At 66.9% G+C, this 18,371-nt stretch carries 21 protein-coding genes and 1 tRNA gene; 7 read left to right on the forward strand and 15 right to left on the reverse strand.

Translation table 11 applies throughout. The features are described 5' to 3' along the window. Window positions 1-234: 234 nt before the first annotated feature. Together rplL and rplJ are read right to left on the reverse strand one after the other, a co-directional pair. Window positions 235-624 (reverse strand): 50S ribosomal protein L7/L12, encoded by a 390-nt coding sequence (gene rplL, locus IDF66_RS05110; protein WP_164310988.1) that lies wholly within the window; start codon window positions 622-624, stop codon window positions 235-237. Between the two features lie 90 nt (window positions 625-714). Then, a complete protein-coding gene (rplJ, locus tag IDF66_RS05115; RefSeq protein WP_164310987.1) occupies window positions 715-1,239 on the reverse strand; it encodes a 50S ribosomal protein L10 in 525 nt (174 codons plus the stop codon). Between the two features lie 304 nt (window positions 1,240-1,543). On the opposite strand from rplJ, the gene IDF66_RS05120 reads away from it, so the two are divergent. Both IDF66_RS05120 and IDF66_RS05125 read left to right on the forward strand, forming a co-directional pair. Continuing rightward, the gene (locus tag IDF66_RS05120) at window positions 1,544-2,728 is read left to right on the forward strand and encodes a glycoside hydrolase family 76 protein (RefSeq protein ID WP_317628592.1); all 1,185 of its coding nucleotides are present in this window, start codon (window positions 1,544-1,546) and stop codon (window positions 2,726-2,728) included. 172 nt (window positions 2,729-2,900) lie between these two features. After that, complete coding sequence (locus IDF66_RS05125; protein WP_190265919.1) at window positions 2,901-4,925, forward strand: CocE/NonD family hydrolase; 2,025 nt, start codon at window positions 2,901-2,903, stop codon at window positions 4,923-4,925. Window positions 4,926-4,957: 32 nt separating this feature from the next. On the opposite strand, the gene IDF66_RS05130 is transcribed toward IDF66_RS05125, so the two are convergent. Beyond that, on the reverse strand, window positions 4,958-5,464 hold the full coding sequence (locus tag IDF66_RS05130) for a TIGR04338 family metallohydrolase (protein WP_164310984.1): 507 nt from the start codon (window positions 5,462-5,464) through the stop codon (window positions 4,958-4,960). A gap of 98 nt (window positions 5,465-5,562) precedes the next feature. Between IDF66_RS05130 and IDF66_RS05135 the strand changes: the two genes are divergently transcribed. Continuing rightward, entirely contained in the window at window positions 5,563-6,513 is a 951-nt protein-coding gene (locus IDF66_RS05135) for a YhjD/YihY/BrkB family envelope integrity protein (protein ID WP_190265920.1), read from the forward strand. 4 nt (window positions 6,514-6,517) lie between these two features. Here the strand turns inward: IDF66_RS05135 and IDF66_RS05140 are convergent, their stop codons facing one another. From IDF66_RS05140 to IDF66_RS05160, 5 genes are all read right to left on the reverse strand, one after another. Beyond that, on the reverse strand, window positions 6,518-7,348 hold the full coding sequence (locus IDF66_RS05140; protein ID WP_190265921.1) for a DUF2786 domain-containing protein: 831 nt from the start codon (window positions 7,346-7,348) through the stop codon (window positions 6,518-6,520). A gap of 52 nt (window positions 7,349-7,400) precedes the next feature. Continuing rightward, entirely contained in the window at window positions 7,401-7,856 is a 456-nt protein-coding gene (locus tag IDF66_RS05145) for a VOC family protein (RefSeq protein ID WP_190265922.1), read from the reverse strand. Beyond that, on the reverse strand, window positions 7,853-8,317 hold the full coding sequence (locus IDF66_RS05150) for a helix-turn-helix domain-containing protein (RefSeq protein WP_190265923.1): 465 nt from the start codon (window positions 8,315-8,317) through the stop codon (window positions 7,853-7,855). The genes IDF66_RS05145 and IDF66_RS05150 overlap by 4 nt, the downstream gene beginning before the upstream one ends. Window positions 8,318-8,355: 38 nt before the next feature. Beyond that, the gene (locus IDF66_RS05155; protein ID WP_164311173.1) at window positions 8,356-8,625 is read right to left on the reverse strand and encodes an excalibur calcium-binding domain-containing protein; all 270 of its coding nucleotides are present in this window, start codon (window positions 8,623-8,625) and stop codon (window positions 8,356-8,358) included. Between the two features lie 102 nt (window positions 8,626-8,727). Next, window positions 8,728-9,681 (reverse strand): L-lactate dehydrogenase, encoded by a 954-nt coding sequence (locus tag IDF66_RS05160; RefSeq protein ID WP_164310981.1) that lies wholly within the window; start codon window positions 9,679-9,681, stop codon window positions 8,728-8,730. Window positions 9,682-9,834: 153 nt separating this feature from the next. On the opposite strand from IDF66_RS05160, the gene IDF66_RS05165 reads away from it, so the two are divergent. Together IDF66_RS05165 and IDF66_RS05170 are read left to right on the forward strand one after the other, a co-directional pair. After that, the gene (locus IDF66_RS05165) at window positions 9,835-10,299 is read left to right on the forward strand and encodes a hypothetical protein (protein WP_190265924.1); all 465 of its coding nucleotides are present in this window, start codon (window positions 9,835-9,837) and stop codon (window positions 10,297-10,299) included. Beyond that, on the forward strand, window positions 10,296-10,604 hold the full coding sequence (locus IDF66_RS05170) for a transcriptional regulator (RefSeq protein WP_190265925.1): 309 nt from the start codon (window positions 10,296-10,298) through the stop codon (window positions 10,602-10,604). The genes IDF66_RS05165 and IDF66_RS05170 overlap by 4 nt, the downstream gene beginning before the upstream one ends. Before the next feature lie 109 nt (window positions 10,605-10,713). Here IDF66_RS05170 and rplA read toward each other — a convergent pair whose 3' ends face one another. From rplA to IDF66_RS05195, 5 genes are all read right to left on the reverse strand, one after another. Further along, window positions 10,714-11,430, reverse strand: coding sequence for a 50S ribosomal protein L1 (gene rplA, locus IDF66_RS05175; RefSeq protein WP_164310978.1), 717 nt, complete (start codon window positions 11,428-11,430; stop codon window positions 10,714-10,716). A 130-nt stretch (window positions 11,431-11,560) separates the two neighbouring features. Beyond that, a complete protein-coding gene (rplK, locus tag IDF66_RS05180) occupies window positions 11,561-11,995 on the reverse strand; it encodes a 50S ribosomal protein L11 (protein ID WP_164310977.1) in 435 nt (144 codons plus the stop codon). 87 nt (window positions 11,996-12,082) lie between these two features. Beyond that, window positions 12,083-12,952, reverse strand: a complete 870-nt coding sequence (gene nusG, locus IDF66_RS05185; protein WP_164310976.1) for a transcription termination/antitermination protein NusG — start codon at window positions 12,950-12,952, stop codon at window positions 12,083-12,085. A gap of 69 nt (window positions 12,953-13,021) precedes the next feature. Next, window positions 13,022-13,468: a preprotein translocase subunit SecE gene (gene secE / locus IDF66_RS24010; RefSeq protein WP_164310975.1), complete on the reverse strand. Its 447-nt coding sequence runs from the start codon at window positions 13,466-13,468 to the stop codon at window positions 13,022-13,024. Window positions 13,469-13,506: 38 nt separating this feature from the next. Further along, window positions 13,507-13,579 (reverse strand) — tRNA-Trp (locus tag IDF66_RS05195). 269 nt (window positions 13,580-13,848) lie between these two features. On the opposite strand from IDF66_RS05195, the gene IDF66_RS05200 reads away from it, so the two are divergent. Continuing rightward, window positions 13,849-14,835 (forward strand): type IV toxin-antitoxin system AbiEi family antitoxin domain-containing protein, encoded by a 987-nt coding sequence (locus IDF66_RS05200; protein ID WP_190265926.1) that lies wholly within the window; start codon window positions 13,849-13,851, stop codon window positions 14,833-14,835. On the opposite strand, the gene IDF66_RS05205 is transcribed toward IDF66_RS05200, so the two are convergent. Continuing rightward, window positions 14,768-16,168, reverse strand: coding sequence for an aminotransferase-like domain-containing protein (locus tag IDF66_RS05205; protein WP_190265927.1), 1,401 nt, complete (start codon window positions 16,166-16,168; stop codon window positions 14,768-14,770). The two genes, IDF66_RS05200 and IDF66_RS05205, sit on opposite strands and share 68 nt — an antisense overlap. On the opposite strand from IDF66_RS05205, the gene IDF66_RS05210 reads away from it, so the two are divergent. Beyond that, the gene (locus IDF66_RS05210; protein WP_190265928.1) at window positions 16,167-17,138 is read left to right on the forward strand and encodes a DMT family transporter; all 972 of its coding nucleotides are present in this window, start codon (window positions 16,167-16,169) and stop codon (window positions 17,136-17,138) included. The genes IDF66_RS05205 and IDF66_RS05210 overlap by 2 nt on opposite strands. A 17-nt stretch (window positions 17,139-17,155) precedes the next feature. On the opposite strand, the gene IDF66_RS05215 is transcribed toward IDF66_RS05210, so the two are convergent. Further along, complete coding sequence (locus IDF66_RS05215) at window positions 17,156-18,238, reverse strand: fused (3R)-hydroxyacyl-ACP dehydratase subunits HadA/HadB (RefSeq protein WP_164310971.1); 1,083 nt, start codon at window positions 18,236-18,238, stop codon at window positions 17,156-17,158. Window positions 18,239-18,371: the final 133 nt, after the last annotated feature.

Consider the following 18,371-nt stretch of genomic DNA (forward strand, 5'->3'; position numbering starts at 1 on the left):
CGCACCCCTCGATCCCCCAATCGAGACCAGGCGCGTGTCGGTTCCTTACCCACCGGTAACTTCCCTGCCGAATGAGCGTAGCCCATGCCACGCGGTTCGCAAAGTGCGCCGACCATCACAATCCAGGGACAACAGTGGCCCGTGGGGTATCTCACCCACGGGCCACTGTTTGCGTGCTCGCCGATCCCGACGGATCGGCACAACACGGCCGTACTTGCTCGGCCGGAGACCGTCTTACTTGACGGACACCGAAGCGCCGGCCTCTTCGAGCTTGGCCTTGGCAGCGTCGGCGGCTTCCTTGTCGACCTTCTCCAGGATCGGCTTCGGAGCACCCTCGACGAGGTCCTTGGCTTCCTTCAGGCCCAGGCCCGAGACGATCTCACGGACCACCTTGATGACCTGGATCTTCTTGTCGCCAGCGCCCTCGAGCACGACGTCGAACTCGTCCTGCTCGGCAGCGGCCTCGGCGCCACCGGCAGCCGGAGCACCGGCAGCGGCAACGGCGACCGGAGCGGCCGCGGTGACCTCGAAGACCTCTTCGAACTTCTTCACGAAATCGCTGAGCTCCAGCAGGGTCAGTTCCTTGAACTGATCGATGAGCTCGTCAGCGGTGAGCTTCGCCATGGTGGCGTCCTTCCTGTCAGTCCCCAGACGGGGCTTGGTTCATCCCGGCACGGATTCGCCCGCCCAAGGATTGGTGTGTTGCGGCGAGAATTACTCGCCGGCTTCGTTCTTCTTCTCCTGCAGGGCCGCGGCGAGGCGCGCCACCTGCGAAGCCGGCTGGTTGAACAGGCCGGCAGCCTTTGCCAAGTTGCCCTTCATGGCACCGGCGAGCTTGGCCAACAGAACCTCACGGGTCTCCAGGTCGGCGATCTGTTCGATCTCCGCCACGGACAGCGCACGGCCGTCCATGGTGCCGCCCTTGATGACCAGAGCCTTGTTGTCCTTGGCGAACGTCTTGATCGCCTTCGCGGCCACAACCGGCTCGCCTTCGATGAAGGCGATCGCGGTCGGACCGGTGAACAGCTCGTCGAGCCCTTCCACGCCCGCCTCGGCGGCGGCACGCTTCACCAGGGTGTTCTTGGCGACGGAGTAGGTTGCACCCTCACCGAGGGAACGACGCAGCTCGGAGATCTGCTTGACGGACAGGCCACGGTATTCCGTGACGACCGTTGCCGTGGATCCCTTGAACTGCTCGACGATCTCCGCGACTGCGGCGACCTTTTCGGACTTGGCCATACTTCGCCTCCTCTCTCATCACTAGAGTTGGGTCGGGCCCAACCTGAGCCGAGAGGGGCGAGGTGACGTCGAGAACGACTGCCATCCATACAAAAACGCCCCGGCACGCAGAAGGTCCGGGGCGTGAACAGGCGCACGAGCGCTCTGCCAATCCTCGTTCTCCCTGCGTGGGCCGCCGACCTCGTCATCGTCGATGACATCGATCGGACCTTCGGTCGGGATCTCTCCCGACGACCGACGGTCTCTGGTTGAACCGATACGGCACACGGTTGTGTGCCACACCAATCCGAAAGGTTACCCGACCGTGGCGGATGCAACCAAATCAGCGGCCGGCGGACCTGCACCGACGACGGCGAACGAGCGCGCCGCGGCGGCCGCCGCGGCGATCACCGACCGCCATCTGAGGCGGATGTTGTGGACGCCCGGCACCCGGCTTGCCGCGGTAGCGTGGCCGATCGGGGCGGTCGCGGGACATTTCGGCATGTGGCACTACTGGTGGCATGCCCACTTGGTGGACCTGCTGGTCGACGCGGCCATCCATCGCCCGGGCGATGGCACCGCCGACGTCGTCGGCCTGCTGCTGCGCGGTATCAACCTGCGCAACCTCGGCAAATGGACGAACAACTATTTCGACGACATGGCCTGGCTCGGCCTCGCCATCGAGCGCGCCGACCGTCATCTCGGGCTGAGCCACGACCGGGCGGTCCGCACGCTCTCCGGTCGCATGGTCGACGCCTGGGTACCCCATCTCGGTGGCGGAATCCCGTGGCGCACGATGGACCTCTTCTTCAACGCACCTGCGAACGGCCCCGCGGCAGTCCTGGTGGCGCGGACCGGTCACGTGGAGCGGGCGGCGGCCATGGCGGACTGGATCGACGCACACCTCGTCGACGCCGACTCGCACCTGATCATCGACGGCATCAAACCCGCCATCGCGCCTGGCGAGATGGAACGGGTCACCGCGATCTATACCTACTGCCAGGGCGTGGTGCTCGGTGCCGAGCTCGAACTCCTCAGGCTCACCCGGCGCGAGGTGCATGCCGAACGCATCGACCGGCTCCTGCATGCGGTGCAGACACGGATGTGTCACGACGGGGTGATCCCGGGAGCCGGCGGCGGAGACGGCGGACTGTTCGCTGGCATTCTCGCGCGCTACCTCGCGCTGGTCGCGACCGATCTGCCGCCGATCATTCAGGGGGCCGACGACATGTGCCGGCGAGCAGCGCACATCGTGACCACGAGCGCCGAGGCCGCCTGGCTCAATCGCACCGAGACCGAGGACGGCCCGGTCTTCGGTGCCGACTGGCGCAGACCTGCGGACAACCCGTCCGGTGGGGGCGCAAAAGCCCAGTTCGTCGAGGGTGCGGTGCAGTCGTCGCAGGTCCCGGAACGCGACCTCTCTGTCCAGCTCTCGGCGTGGATGGTGCTCGAGGCGGCAGCCGCCGTCGATCTGCGGTTACCGGAGCATGTCCAAAAAGAGGCTACCTAGTTAGCAATCCGATATCGGGCCTGAGATACCCTCGTCCGGCGAGGTGAGGAACGCCACATGTGTAACGTCCGTCACCTGGTGGCCGACACGAATGGTGTCGGGGAATCGAGTTTGGCGACGATGCCCTCGTGCATGACCTGAGCGGCACCGAGCCTGGGCAGGGTGATGCACCATGACGTACCAGTTGGACCAACCCGCGCAACCACGCCGCGGACGCACCACCGCACGACCGGTCGGAACCGGCAGCGCACCGCATTTCGGCTCGCTCCCGCTCGGCGACCCCACCGGCGGATCCGACGGCATCCGCTGGCGTGAGCAGGTCGACGGCAAGCAGCTGTATCCGCGGGTGGCGATCGACCGGGACGTCGTCCTCACGATGAGCGACGGTGTGCGATTGCGCGCGACCGTGGTCCGCCCGGCCAACCGATTCGGCCAGACCGTCCTCACCCCCTACCCCGCAATCCTCAACATCAACCCGTACAACCGGGTCGCGATCGACGCGCTCGACCACGCCCTGCACGCACCTGGGCTGGGCAAGGCGCTGCACACCGCCTCGGCGACCATGGACGGGACGGGTACGGGACTCGAAGGCCTGACCACTCTCACCAAGACCCTGTCCGGCGGTGTGTTCGACGTCTTCGGGATCAACCGGAACCTCGTCCGCAGCGGTTATGTGCAGATCATCGTCGACGTCCGGGGAACCGGCGCGAGCCAGGGCAAGTGGCAGATCCTCGGCGCCCGCGAGCAACAGGACTCGGTGGAGATCATCGATTGGGTTGCCGAGCAGGAGTGGTGCAACGGCGCCGTCGGCCTGGCCGGGTGGTCGTACTCGGCGATCAATTCGCTGCAGGCGGCCGACAAGCGTCTGCCCGCGGTCAAGGCCGTCTTCGCGGTCGAGGGCTGCGACGACATCGTCCGCGACATCTACATCACCGGTGGCATGCCGTCGGCGTTCATCCCGACCTGGCTGTCGGTGGTGAATCTGCTGAAATGGCTGCCGAATCCGTCGAGCCCGGTCCGCGACGTCTTCCGCGGGGACACCGCGCGCTGGCTGCGCGACCGATTGAAGTCGCCCGCCACCGAGATCACGTCGCTGCTGTGGGGATTCCTCACCGCCCGCGACGACCGCATCTTCGATGACCCCTACTTCGACGAGCGCGATCCCGTGGTCGACCGGATCACCGCCCCCACCTTCACCGTCGGCGCCTGGCACGACCTCTTCGGGCGCAGCGCGACCGGCGTTTACGAACGACTGCAGATGGAACCGGGCCGCAAGCAGATGGTGGTGGGCGACGGCTATCACGTCGACGTCGGTTCCGGATACGGCGGCAAGTTCGCGCCGCCCCGTCTCGACGTGCTCGAACGGGCCTGGTTCGACCGCTGGCTGAAAGGCCACCGCAACGGCGTCGAGTACTACGGCCCGGTCACCATGCTCCAGCAGGGCGGAGCGTGGACCTCCGGCCCGAGCTTCCCGCGACCCGGTGTGGTCCCGCAGCGGCTCTACCTGACCGACACCCCGTCGGGCACCGCCGATCACGCCACGCACGACGGCTCGCTGGCCATCACGCCCGTCGACGACCTGTCGTCACTCACCGTGCACCCGGATGCGCGGGGCGCCGTCTCCCGCGACATGACGCAGGTGACCGCGGGCGCCGCGATGATCTTCGGACGCTCGTTCACCGCCGACGCCCGCTTCCAGGAGCGAGGTGGGCTGTCGTTCACCACTGAACCGGTCACCGAGTCGACCACCATCAGCGGTCCGATGAACCTGCGGCTCAACGTGGCCACCACGGGTCACGAGGCGATCTGGGCGGTCACCGTCAACGACGTCGCGCCGGACGGGACGTCGACCGTGCTGACCAACGGCGCCCTGTCGGCGTCGAACCGGGCCCTCGATCCGTCCCAGTCGACCTATGCCTCCGACGGCAACCTGATCTCGGCCCACCACTACTTGTCGCGCAAGCGGAAGCTGCCGGTACCGGCGGACGAGCCGGTCCGCATCGACGTGGACCTGGTCCCCACCGACGCCGTACTCGAACCGGGACACCGGCTGCGCGTCGACGTCTATGCGGCCAGCTTCCCGCGCTACCTGACCGTCGTGCCCGATCTGATCAAGGCGCGCGGTCGTCGTCAGCGCCTGGTGCTCGATCCGCGTCATCCGAGTCATTTGACGTTCTGCTCGAGCGGGACCTGGTAGCGACGACGGCACACGTCGTCGTCGATCGGCGATCACACCACCCCGCTGTCGCCGAACACCACGCGATAGACGAAACCCGCCTCGGGCCCCAGCACCAGACCGACCAGATCGGTGAGCCCGACGGCGAATTCGCGGCCGTGCGCCGGGCCCGACGAGTCGTCGAGGTGATGGGCGATCTCATGGAGCACCACCAGTTCGCGCAGCGCCCACCGACCGTCCGCCGACGACGGGATCGCGATCTGCGGATCGGCATCACCGGAGCGCAGATACTCGGCCGACCGGTGACCACGACGCTCCCGAACCCGCACCGGCCGCGCGGCGCGGCGGAATCGGGCGCGGACCGACGGCATCGCGAGCACGCGGTCGACGTAGTCGCGTACGGAGGCCACCGACCCGAAGTGGGCCTCGACCGGCAGGGTGAGCTCGGTACCGGCGATCTGCACCGTGCGATTCGACGCGGCACGATCGAACATGTGGTGCACCAGGCGTTCTGCCTCGTAGAGCCGGGCGCGGCCGGAGTCCCGCGGACGCGTCGTCACACACCCACCCGCCAGACCACTCTCGACAACGGCACACGCATTACGATCTGACCGTCGGTCACCTGCCCCGGCAGGCCACCGGAAAGGAGACGTCGACTGTGAGTTCTCCGTCCCTGGGCGCTCGGGCCAAGGCCCGCGGCCTGGCGATCGCCGATCGTGCTCGACAGGTCCCCGGTGCGAGCCTGGTGCTGCGCATCCTGCGGGACCTCGCGGTCAACGATCTGACCGATCGTGCCATGACCCTCGCAGCCCAGGCCTTCACGTCGGTGCTGCCGATCGTCATCCTCCTCACTGCTCTCCCGAATCACACCTACCTCACCAAGGCCCTCGACGGCCTCGGCATCGATCCGAGCCGGGTCGACGTCGCGTCCACCAGCACCCCGGAATCGTTCACCGCCTTCGGCATCCTGGGCGCCCTGATGACCATCGGCGGTGCGACCTCGCTCTCGCGCGCCCTCGGACGCATGTACGTGTCGGTGTGGGAGGTGAATAAGCTCCCCATCTCCGGATGGTGGCGTTGGGTGGTGGTGATCTTCGCGATCCCGCTCGGCGTGGTCGCGCAGGGGCTGACCGCGTCGCTGCACGACGTGTCGGTCACCGGCATCACGATCGGCGGATACGGGGCGCTGGGTGTGGTGCTCGAGGTGGTGGCCACCTTCCTCATCTGGTCTGTCATGTGGACGACGTTGCCGCGCCTGCTGGTGAGTTCGCAGGTGCCGATGCGCCTGCTGGCGCTCAATGGCGCCGTGACCGGCATCTTCATCACCGTCCTGCTGGTGGGCAGTCGGCTCGCCCTGCCGACGATCATGGGTGAGACGACCCACCACTACGGCACGCTCGGCATGGTGTTCGTGGCGATCAGCTGGCTGTTCTTCTTCGCCGGCATCGTGGTGGTCTGTGCTGTCGTCATCCATTCGCTGATCTCTGACGAGGGGATCGTCGGGACGTGGATGCGTACTCATGTCGGGGCTCCCCGGCCCTCCCAGCGCGTCCAGCGCACGGACTTCTTCACCCTCGAATCGGCCGCCGACCAGTCGGCCGGCGGGTAGCTCGTCACCCCTCCAATTCGCCGCGGGCACCGCCGAATTCGCGATCCGCCCCGATTCGCGCCCGGCGTCCCGCGCGATCGCCGGCTCGCCGAGCCGCCTCGGAGTAACCCGCCGAGGCACTCGCCGGACGCCACGTCCCCCGCGCCTTCGACTCCGACCGATAGAAGTCGCTCACCTCGATCTCCTTGTCCCGCAACGCCAGCGCCGTCGACGACGGCTTCCGGTCGCCGTCCGGGTCGGCGCGCAGCGCCTCGGCGCGGGCCTCCTCACGGGCCTCGCTCAGTCGTTTGCCGATCCGCTCGGCGAACGCCGACTGGAAGTTGAGTCGTGCGGTGATCGGCGACAACGGTTTCGTCTCGACGACCCGTCGTGCCCGCCACCCGGTCCCCTGCGTGACGACCCGGGAGAACTCCTCACCCTTGTAGGCGCCCGACCTCAGGTAGGCATCGCTCGCCGCGACCATCTGCACCACCAGCGACGTGTAGAGCGTCTCGCAGGTGTCGATGTCGGAGCCGAATCCGTAGGCCATCACGAACGTCGAGTTGCCGGCCACGTCGACGGTCACGTCGTTGGCCTGTGCGATGGCAACGAACAGCTGGACATACGTGCGCAGACCCCGTTTGCCTGCGGTGCCGATGGAGATCTGCCTGGTGACCGGTGCGGTGTCGCGGCGGCCCGCCGGGTCGTGGGAGCGGGCCACCGCCAGATCGATCGATGCCGCGGTCGCCAACCGCTGTGCCGCCTGCATGAACGTCTCCGCCTCGTGCGGATTGTCGGTGCCCTCGGCCTGTCGTAGCAAGGCCGAGATGCGGGTGAGCAGCTTGTCGTCACGCATATGTATCAGACTATCGAGCGGCCCGATCGGTTCCACTCGACGCGAAATCGCTTCAGCTCCCGGGCGCCCATCGTGCGATGTCGTCGTCGGAGATCTCGCGGTCGTCGGTGCGCTGGGTCATCCGGATGTGGTTGCCGAAGGGGTCGCGGAACGCACAATCGATGCCGTACGGCTGGTCTTCGGGTTCCTGGGTGAACTCGACTCCCTTGGCCAGCAACTCGGCGTAGGTGCCGCGACAGTCGTCGGTGGCCAGGATCGTCGTCCCCAGCGCACCCTGGGTCAGCAGATCACGGACGGTCGCGGCCGCGTCGTCGGAGATCGCAGGCGGCCCGGGCAGCGACAGCAGGATCTCACGGTCGGGCTGATCGGGCGCGGCGATCGTCAGCCACCGCATGAATCCCATGTCGACGTCGGTGGTCACCACGAATCCGAGTCTGCCGACATAGAACTCGAGTGCGGCGTCCTGGTCGAGGACGTAGATGGAGTGGATGCTGATTCCGTTGATCATGCGCCCGACGATACGACGATCGGGCGTGGCCCGGCTTCTCCGAAACTGCTCGGATCCGGTCGGTTCGAATCCTGTCGGGGTCGGGTCCAGTCCTTCACGAAACACGACGGCACCGGCGCAGGCTCGGCGGTCCGACGGTACTCGGTGGGACTGCGCCCGATGATCGCAGAGAACGTGCGTCCGAACGTGCCGAGACTCGTGTATCCGACCGCGCAGGCCACCCCGGTCACCGGGAGTTCGGTGTTGCGTAGCAGCGCGCAGGCCCGTTCGATGCGTCTGCGCTGCAGGTAGCGATGCGGTGTCTCACCGAACACATCCCGGAATCGTCGGGTGAAATGCGCCGGGGAGATCAGCGCGATACGCGCGAGGGTCGCGACATCGAGCGGTTCGGCGAATGCGCGGTCGATGGCATCGCGCGCACGCAGTAGTCGCCGGTTCTCGTCCTCACGTGGGGTGAACACACCACTCAGTGTCGCTCACAGGTCAGTGAGCTCCCAGGTCAGTGTCGTTCGCAGGCGATGCCGTCCTTGTCCCGGTCGTGCGACGATTCCTGGCGGTAGACGTTGTCGTTCACCGTGAAGTTCGTGACCGGTGTCCCCGACGTCGAGTCCACGGCCCCGGACTGTCCGACGCCGTGCGGGTAGTCGGCGTTGAGGGCTTTGCAGTTGGCATATGCCGTTGCCTCCGCCGGCGCTGCCACTGCCAATGGCGCGACGACGAGTGTCGCCGCCGCCAGCATTCCGACGACGATCTTCCGTGAGCACTGCATGGCTGCCTCTTCCCACATTCTTCGATGAATGCGGTGACGGTAGCCCCGCCTGCGGTGTCCCGGATCCCGAATCGGACCGGGTTACTCCGAATGACTGAACGGCTAGAGACCGAACTTCGCCTGCATCCCCCGCAGGGTCTCCGCCGAACGCATCAGGCCGGACAGCTCGTCATCGGACATGGGCATCTCCAGACGGGTCTGGGCTCCCGCGCGGTCGACGATCGTCGGCAGCGAGAGGCAGACGTCGTCGAGGCCCTCGTAGCCCGTGGCGACCGTTGACACCGGCAGCACCCGATGCTCGTTGTTCAGCACCGCCTCGACGATTCGGGTCGCCGCCAGACCGATCGCGTAGTTGGTCGCGCCCTTGCCCTCGATGATCTTGTACGCGGCATGGACCACCTCGTGGTGGATTCGCTCGCGAGCCGCAGCATCGATGGCCTCGCCCGAGCCCAACGGCTTCCAATGCAGCAGTGGCACACCGCCGATGCTCGCCGAACTCCACAGCGGGATCTCACTGTCACCATGTTCGCCGACGATGTAGGCGTGCACGTTCTGCACCGCGACGTCGCAGTGCTGCGCGATCAGGAACCGCAGTCGCGACGAGTCGAGCACCGTTCCCGAACCGAACAGCTGATTGTTCGGCAGGCCACTGTATTTCAGCGCCGCATAGGTGACGATGTCGACCGGGTTGGTGACCATGATGTACACGGCGTTGGGGGCAACCTCGAGCACCCCGGGCATGATCTTCTTGGTCAAACCGATGGTGGCCTCGGCCAGTTCGAGTCGCGACTGCCCTGGCCGCTGCTTGGCCCCTGCGGTGAACACCACCACGTCAGCGTCGGCGCATACCGACACGTCGTCGTCGCCGATGATGTCGGCCCGCGGGACGAACTCCAGCCCATGCGACATGTCGAGGACCTCGGCGGTCACCTTCGCGGTGTTGATGTCCATCAGCGCGATCGTCCGTGCCACGCCCCGGATCAGCGACGCATACGCGACGGCGGTGCCGACCGCTCCCGCTCCGATGATCGCCAGCTTCGTCGGTCGTACGTCCATCAAGTCACCGCCTGGTCTCGTCGGCCCGCCCCTGTCGGCGATTATTCCTGCCTCGCCGGGTGGCCGCAGCGTTCTGCGTCGACGATTGACTTTCCCAGTGGGAAAGTGGACGATTACTTTCCAAGTAGGAAAGTCAAGCAGGAGGAGGACCTGATGACCGACATGACGCCCGAACAGGCGCGCGCCGCACTCGCCGCGGCCGATCGTGCCCGGCGCGACGTCGCCGAGGAGATCGGTCTGCCGCGGGGTTACTGGTGGGCCATGGCCGGCGGCTGGCTGGTGCTGGGTCTGCTGGGGCAGTTCGCCCCGTGGTGGGTTGTGACCGTGGCGACGGCGTTGTTCGGCGCAGGCCACGCCGCGGTGGCCTCTCGGCTGCTGGACGGCCGTCGTCGCAGTTCTCGACTCCAGGTCAGCCGCACGGTCGCCGATCGTCGTATCCCGTTGATCGTCGTCGGGATTCTGCTGACCGCGGTGGCGTTCACCATCGCACTCGCGTTCGCGCTGCAGGCCGACGGCGCCGGCCACCCGTCGTTGTGGGCGGCGGTGATCACCGCCCTCGTCGTCGGGTTCGGCGGTCCCGCAGTGTTCACGGTTGCGCGACGATGGATCGGTGCATGACCGCCGAAGCCGACGGCGCAGCCCGTTTCGACGAGCTGATCCACCCCAGCACCAGGCTCGCGCTGGTGGCCACGCTCGCCGCCGCAGATTGGGCGGAGTTCGCCTTTCTGAAGGAGCACCTGGCGCTCTCGGACTCGGCGTTGTCGAAACAGCTGTCCACGCTGGAGGAGGCCGGATACCTCAGCACCGAGCGCCGTCTCACCGGCAGGCGACGAACCGTCCGGGCCCGGCTCACCGCCGCCGGGCGCTCCGCATACACGGGCCACATCGCCGCGCTGCGCGCCATCATCGGCGACACGACCTGACCTACGACCGAACCGGGAAATGACGAAGCCCCCGACCACAATGTGGTCGGGGGCTTCGGGCTTGCGAGCGCTGCGCTCCGAGGAGTGAGCAGACGAGCGTCTCGAAAGGTCAGGCCTGCGGGGCCTCGGCGAAGTTACGGGTCACCAGCGGGTCGACCGGGATGCCCGGGCCCGTCGTGGTGGAGACGGTGACCTTCTTGACGTAACGTCCCTTGGCCGCCGACGGCTTCGCACGCATGATCTCGTCGTAGGCGGCGCCGTAGTTCTCCGCCAGCTTCTCGACGTCGAACGATGCCTTGCCGATGACGAAGTGCAGGTTGGCGGCCTTGTCGACGCGGAAGTTGATCTTGCCGCCCTTGATGTCGTTGACGGCCTTGGTGACGTCGGTGGTCACGGTGCCCGTCTTCGGGTTCGGCATCAGACCACGCGGGCCGAGCACACGCGCGATGCGTCCGACCTTGGCCATCTGGTCCGGGGTGGCGATCGCGGCGTCGAACTCCAGCCAGCCGCCCTGGATCTTTTCGATCAGGTCCTCGGCGCCGACCTCGTCGGCTCCGGCTGCGACGGCCTCGGCGGCCTTGTCGCCTGCGGCGAACACGATCACGCGGGCGGTCTTACCGGTGCCGTGCGGCAGGTTGACGGTGCCGCGGACCATCTGGTCGGCCTTGCGCGGGTCGACGCCCAGGCGGATGGCGACCTCGACGGTCGAGTCGGTGTTCTTCGACGACGTGTCCTTGGCGAGCTGCGCAGCTTCCAGCGGGCTGTACAGCTTGCTCTTGTCGACCTGCTCCGCGGCTGCGCGGTAGGCCTTGCTCTTCTGTGCCATTGCTCTGTTCTTTCTCCGTGAATGATGTTCGGGTTAGTGGTTGCTGGGCCGAGCCGGCCCTCCCACGCGGGTGATCTCGATACGCCCCGGTCTCGCTTTCGCTCGATCGTGGCTACTCGATCAACGAAAATCAGCCCTCGACGTTGATCCCCATCGACCGTGCAGTACCGGCGATGATCTTCGCGGCCTGGTCGATGTCGTTCGCGTTGAGGTCTTCCTGCTTGGTCTTCGCGATCTCACGGACCTGGTCCATGCTGACCTTGCCGACCTTGTTGGTGTGCGGCTCGCCGGAGCCCTTCTGCACACCGGCAGCCTTGAGCAGGAGCTTCGCGGCCGGCGGGGTCTTCAACTTGAAGTCGAACGAGCGATCTTCGTACACGAAGATCTCCACCGGGATGACGTTGCCGCGCTGCGACTCGGTCGCCGCGTTGTACGCCTTGCAGAACTCCATGATGTTCACGCCGTGCTGACCGAGCGCCGGACCCACGGGCGGAGCCGGGTTGGCCTGGCCTGCCTGGATCTGGAGCTTGATGATCCCGGCGAGCTTCTTCTTCTTGGGAGGCATCTAATGTTCCTTGTTTGTTTTCTTGCAGATCCACGTCCGCTGGAGACGTGAAAGTCCTTTGTCTGTGCGCCCTCGCGGACGCACTGGTCAGATCTTCTCGACCTGATTGAAGCCGAGTTCGACCGGGGTCTCGCGACCGAAGATCGACACCAGCACCTTGACCTTGCGCTGTTCCGCATTGACCTCGCTGATCGACGCGGGCAGGGTCGCGAACGGGCCGTCCATGACGGTGACCGACTCGCCGACCTCGAAGTCCACCTCGATGACCGCGGTCGCCGCAGCGGCAGCAGCCTCGACACCCTCGGCGCCGGCCTTGGTGGCAGCGGGCTTCTTGGCCTCGACGCGCGGCATCAGGAACTGCAGCACCTCGTCGAGCGACAACGGCGACGGCTTGGACGTCATCCCGACGAAACCGGTCACGCCGGGTGTGTTGCGCACCGCGCCCCACGAGTCGTCGTTGAGGTCCATGCGCACCAGGATGTAGCCCGGCAGCACCTTGCGGTTGACCTTCTTCGGCTGACCGTTCTTGATCTCGGTGACCTCTTCGGTCGGCACTTCGACCTGGAAGATGTAGTCGCCGACATCGAGGTTCTGCACACGGGTCTCGAGGTTGGCCTTCACCTTGTTCTCGTAACCGGCGTAGCTGTGGATCACGTACCAGTCACCGGGTGCACGGCGAAGCTGCTTGCGCAGTTCCTCGACCGGATCGGCGTCCTCTGCGGGCGCCTCTTCGGCAGCGACCTCGTCGGCCACGTCCACTTCGTCGGCGACGGCGTCCTCGATGGCTTCCTCGACGACGGCCTCGCCGCCCTCGACGGCTGCTGCGTCATCCTCGGCGGCCTCGACCTGTGCCTCGACACCGGGATCGTCGGTCTCGTCAGCGGTGTCCACCGCCGACGTGTCGACCTCACCGATCGACTCTGGGGTCGGTTCGATCTCGTTCTCCGGGGTGCTCACTGCAGCCCACGCTCCTCTATCGGTTCCGGTCGTCCTGGCCTGGCCTCTGCCCCACTGATGTGGTCGGCATCAGCCGAACAGCCAGAGAACTCCCTTGGCGAAGGCGAGGTCGAGGCCGGAGATGAAGGCGGTCATCACGATCACGAAAATCAGCACGACAATCGTGTAGGTGATCATCTCACGGCGGGTCGGCCAGATGACCTTCTTCAGTTCGGCGACGACCTGCTGCAGGAAAACCCAGATCCGAACGAACGGATTGCGGCTCTCGCCGGCAGGTGCCTTCTTCTTGCGTTCTTTGACCGCGACCGCGGATCCGGTGTCGGAGTCCGCGCCGCCGTCGGTGCTGGAGGCACTTGTCGATGAACGACGACCCCTCGACGAGCGCTTGCCCGACGGACGCAGTTCACCTGACTCCGCGCCGTCGACGTCTTCGCGACCTTCGAGCTCCTCCACCGACTCGGCGGAGGTGTCCTCCGCGGCGTCTTTGGCGCGGGCAGCTCGATCTCGCTTGCTCACCTTCGAGGTCCTCTCGTCTACGTGTGCCCTCACCAGGGCAGGGGCGACAGGACTTGAACCTGCAACCTGCGGTTTTGGAGACCGCTGCTCTGCCAGTTGAGCTACGCCCCTTTGCGACTGTGCGTGGCTGATAGCCACGGTACAGCTGCCTTCTCGACTTCCTCAGATCGGAGAACTCCCGACAAAACCAACGCGCCACCCTATGGGCAGCGCGCAAGTCTGAGTCAATCCAGACACTTCAGTGTAGATCACTGCCCAGGACAAACCCAAAACGGGTTCCCGCCACCACCGCAGATGTTGCCCATGGACGCGGTGGGCGCACCCATCGGCAACCTTCACCTGGTCGGAACCGTAGGCCGGAGAACACCGTCCAATTCTGCATGGGTGTCAACGATGCGATCTGGCAGCACCTGGCGAATCACGACGGCGTGATCACCATGGCAGAGGCGTGTTCGCGCGGATCGAGCAGGCACAGCGTCGCGCGACGCGTCACCTCCGACGAATGGGTCCGGGAGGCCAAGGGCGTGTATCGAGGGGCGGATCACCCGAAGACGCTGCGTGCGCGGGTCAGGATCGCGGTTGCATCGGTGGGCCCCACGGCCGTCCTGAGCGGGCCGGCAGCTGCCTGGTGGCTCGACCTCGCCTCCGCCTTCCCGCCGACGATCACCGTGATCGCGCGGGCGAAGGGACGCCATCGCAACGCCCGGCCCGGCGTGGCGGTCACGCATCGAAGACTCGCCGACACCGATGTCGAGGCATCGGACGAACTCGAGGTCACGTCCGTCGCCCTGACGGTCCTGGATACCGCCGCCGAGATGGGTCCGCAGGTCGTCGACAATGCACTGCTCCTCGATCGCGTGACCGTCGAACAACTGGCCGAGGCCCATGCTCGCTATCCGTCCCGCACCGGCGCAGGTCGGACGCGATTGATCCTCGGCTCCCTGGCGTCCGGCGCCCGATCCGAGGCGGAGCGCGTCACGGTCGGCATCTATCGCGATCACGGGATCACCGGCTGGTCCGCGAACCGAATGGTGGAAGGCCATCTGGTCGATTTCGTCTTCGCAGAATCGATGGTCATCATCGAGATCGACGGATTTGCCTTTCATCGCGACGCGGCCACCTTCCAGCGCGATCGGACCAAGCGCAACAAGCTGATCGCATCCGGCTGGACCGTGCTCAACTTCACCTGGGACGACATCACCCGACGACCCGGCGACGTCGCCGCCCAGGTCCGCAGCGCCACCACAGATGTTGCCGATGGACGCGGTGGGCGCACCCATCGGCAACCTTCACCTGCGACTACAGCGCTCCCGCCAGGATCTCCACCGCTTCCGCGTATCGGTCCGGTGATGCGGCGGCGAAGTTGAGTCGGATGAACGGACCGGTCGGCTCGGTCGGAAACCATTCCCCGCCTGCCGAGATGGACAGCCCGCGGGCGAGCGTGCGGGCTGCGACGAGCTCCGCGTCGGTCGGTGTCCCATCGGAGCCCGCCGCGGGCAGAGCGGCCCACAGATTCAGTCCGCCGCGCGGCACGCGTTCCACCTCGATCATCGGCGCGCCGGCAGCGAGTGCCCCGACCAGCGCGTCGCGACGTGCCTGCAGCGCTAGACGTAGACGCAGCAGATGAGTGCGCCACGCGGGCCTCGACACCACATCGAGCGCAACAGACTGCAGGACGGGCGCGACATACAGATCCGACACGGTCAACGCGTTCTCGATCCGTGTCCGGGCGGGCCCGCGCGCAAGCAGCGCGGCGACCCGAACCGTCAGCGACAGACTCTTGGTCAGCGATCGGATGTAGACGACGTGCCCTTCGGTGTCGGAGCAGACCAGTGGCCTGGGCGTGGTCTCCATCGCGAAGTCGTGCGCCCAGTCGTCCTCGACGACGAATGCGCGGTGCGCACGGACCACGGCCAGGACATCGTCGCGCTGGGCCGCCGTCCACACGTCACCGGTCGGGTTGGCAAACGTCGGCTGCACATACCCGAGGCGCGCTCCCGATGTCGCGAACGCCTCGTCGAGATCGGCGGCCGCCGGCGCCCCGTCGGTGCGTGGCACGGGGACGATGATCAGCCCGGCCTGACGTGCCGCTGCTATCGCGCCCCAGTAGGTCGGCGACTCCATCACGATGGGATCGCCCGGTACGGCCAGAGCGCGGAACGTCGCCGCGAGCGCTGCCTGACCGCCGGAAGCGATGACCGCATCCGTGTCCCGCCAGCCCTCCGCATCGAGCTCGTCGACGAACCAGCGACGCAGGTCGGGCAGCCCGGCCGTCGGTGGGCGATGAAAGCTCTCCTCGCGCCGCGCGACGCGAGCGAAAGCACTGCGGACCTCACGGACGGGCAGGAGGTCGATGTCGGGGTAGCCGCTGTGCATCGCAATGGTGTCGTGCGGGATCTGGCGCATCGTCGAACCGATCGGCGACGAACCCGCACGTTCCGGTCCGAGCGCCGCGGTCTGCCACGTGACGTCCGCCCGGTCCGGGACGACGGATCGTGACCGCACGAATGTCCCGGAGCCGGATCGGGTTTCGACGACACCTTCGGCCACGAGCTGCGCGAGGGCGCGCTGCACCGTCACCGGCCCCGCGCCGAAACGCGATGCCAGCTCACGCGTCGAGGGCAGTCGGGCACCTGCCTCGGCGGTCGCGGCGACAGAACGGAGATGTTGCGCGATCCGATGACTGCTATCGTCAGACATGAAACTGGATAGTAGCGCTATCGCACTGGCCGTGCCGGTGCTATCGCGGCCGGGGACGGCGTGGGGTCTCCTCGGCGTCGTCGCCTTCTCCTTCACCGTGCCGTTCACCCGGGTCGCCGTTGCCGGCCTCGACCCGCTGTTCATCGGGTGTGGTCGGGCCGTGGTCGCCGCCGGGCTGGCAGCAGTCGCCCTGTCGATGGGACGCGCCCGAATCCCGACGACCCGGCAGCTCATGAGGCTCGTGCCGGTGTCGATCGGCGTGGTGGCAGGCTTCCCCATCCTCACGTCGCTCGCGCTCCGCGATGCGGGGGCCGGGCACTCGGCGGTGGTCATCGGTGTGCTTCCGGCCGCCACCGCGGTCGTCGTGGTGATGCGCACCCGGGAACGACCCAGCCGTCGGTTCTGGGTGGGCGCCACGCTGGGCGTGGCGACCACCGCCGTGTTCACCCTCGTCGGGCACGGCGATCTCGGCGCCGCAGGCATCAGCGATCTGTATCTGTTCGGTGCAGTCGTGCTCGCGGCGATCGGCTATGCCCAGGGCGGCCTGATGTCGCGCGAACTCGGGGCGTGGCAGACGATCTGCTGGGCGCTGCTGCTGGCGTTGCCGGTCGTGCTGGTCGCCGCGCTCATCGTGACCGAGGGGCGACTGCCGCACGCCACCACCGGCCAGTGGGCGGCGTTCGCGTACCTCAGCGCGGTGAGTATGTTTCTCGGCTTCTTCGCCTGGTACCGGGGTCTGGCCATCGGCCCGATGACCACGGTCAGTCAGATCCAGCTCGTCCAGCCGGTGCTGACCGTCGCGTGGGCGGTACTGCTGCTCGGCGAACAGCTGACCGTCTCGCTGGTGATCGGCGGTGCCGCCGTGATCGGTTGCGCCGCGTTCACCGTGCGGAGCCGGGTCGTCGCGCCCTCAGCCGACACGACAGCGCGGCACGAGGCGGATGATCCGTCTCGTGCCGCGCTGCGGTGATGTCTGGTGTCGGTCCGTCAGTTGAACTGAACGTGCGCCTGCGCGCGGCCGAAGATCTTGCGGTCACCCTGCTTGGCGACCATCGCGATCACGCCGCGGCGGGTCTCCGGGTCGAGCGACTTGATCTTGCCGGTGAAGTCGACCTGCGCGTAGCCCTCGGCGGGCACGTACACCGGGCTGGTGAACCGCACGTTGTACTCGAAGATCGCGGCCGGGTCGCCGACGAAGCTGCTGATGAAGCTGGCACCCAGCCCCATCGACTGCATGCCGTGCGCGACGACGGTCTCGAGGCCGATGACCTTCGCGACCTCGTCGGAGAAGTGGATCGGGTTCGGGTCGCCCGCTACACCGGCGTAGTTGACCAGGTTGCCGCGCGTCAGAGTCTTGGTGACCGGCGGCAACTCCTGACCGACACTCAGGTCGTCGAAGTCGATCGCCGAGTACGCCTTCGGCTCGACCTCGGGATCGGGGAGGTCGTAGCGGTCGAACGGGCCGTGCACGGTGTGCGGCATGACCGGCTCACGGTCGACCTTCATCATCACGTGTTCGAGCTTGTCGAGGACCTCGGGATCGGCCTCGACCGCGGGCCGGGCCACGAGGCTCGTCCAGGTCGTCATGACCGGTTCGTCGCGCTGGTTCCAGATGATGTTCTTGGTGATCAGCACGTCGGTACCGGCCATCTGGCGGAACGAGTCGAGCGAGACGTCGCAGATGAGCTGGTCGCCGACCTTGATCGGCTGGTGGAACACCAGGCGCTGGTCGGTCTGCATGATCTGCCACAGGTCGTATCCGGTGACGACGTCCTCGAACAGACGACGCTGGGCGATGATCCCGAGCACCGATACGAACGTGGGCGCGGCGATCAGGGTCTCGTGCCCCATGTCCTGCGCGGCCTTCTCGTTCCAGTGGACCGGGTGGTCGTCCTGCACGGCGCGGGCGTGCTTGCGGACTTCCTCACGGCCGACCTCGTAGTAGTCGTCGACCGTGTAGTTGAAGCCCACCATCTCCTGGGTGTGGGCGGCGATCTCCGCAGGGGTGAGCTTCACGCCCTTCTTCAACGCGTCGATCCGTTCCTGCACCTCGGCCTCGCTGACTGACATCGGATGCCGCTCCTTTGCTCGGCCACTGCGCGCATGGCCAGGATCTCGTGGACGGTCCCTCGTCGGACGAGGGTCGGGCGTGGTCCACGGCGGTAGGCGTCGCGTGAAGGACAACTCCTGCTACCGCTGGTTG

The sequence above is a fragment of the Gordonia hankookensis genome (genome assembly GCF_014673215.1).
Taxonomy (GTDB): Bacteria; Actinomycetota; Actinomycetes; order Mycobacteriales; family Mycobacteriaceae; genus Gordonia; species Gordonia hankookensis.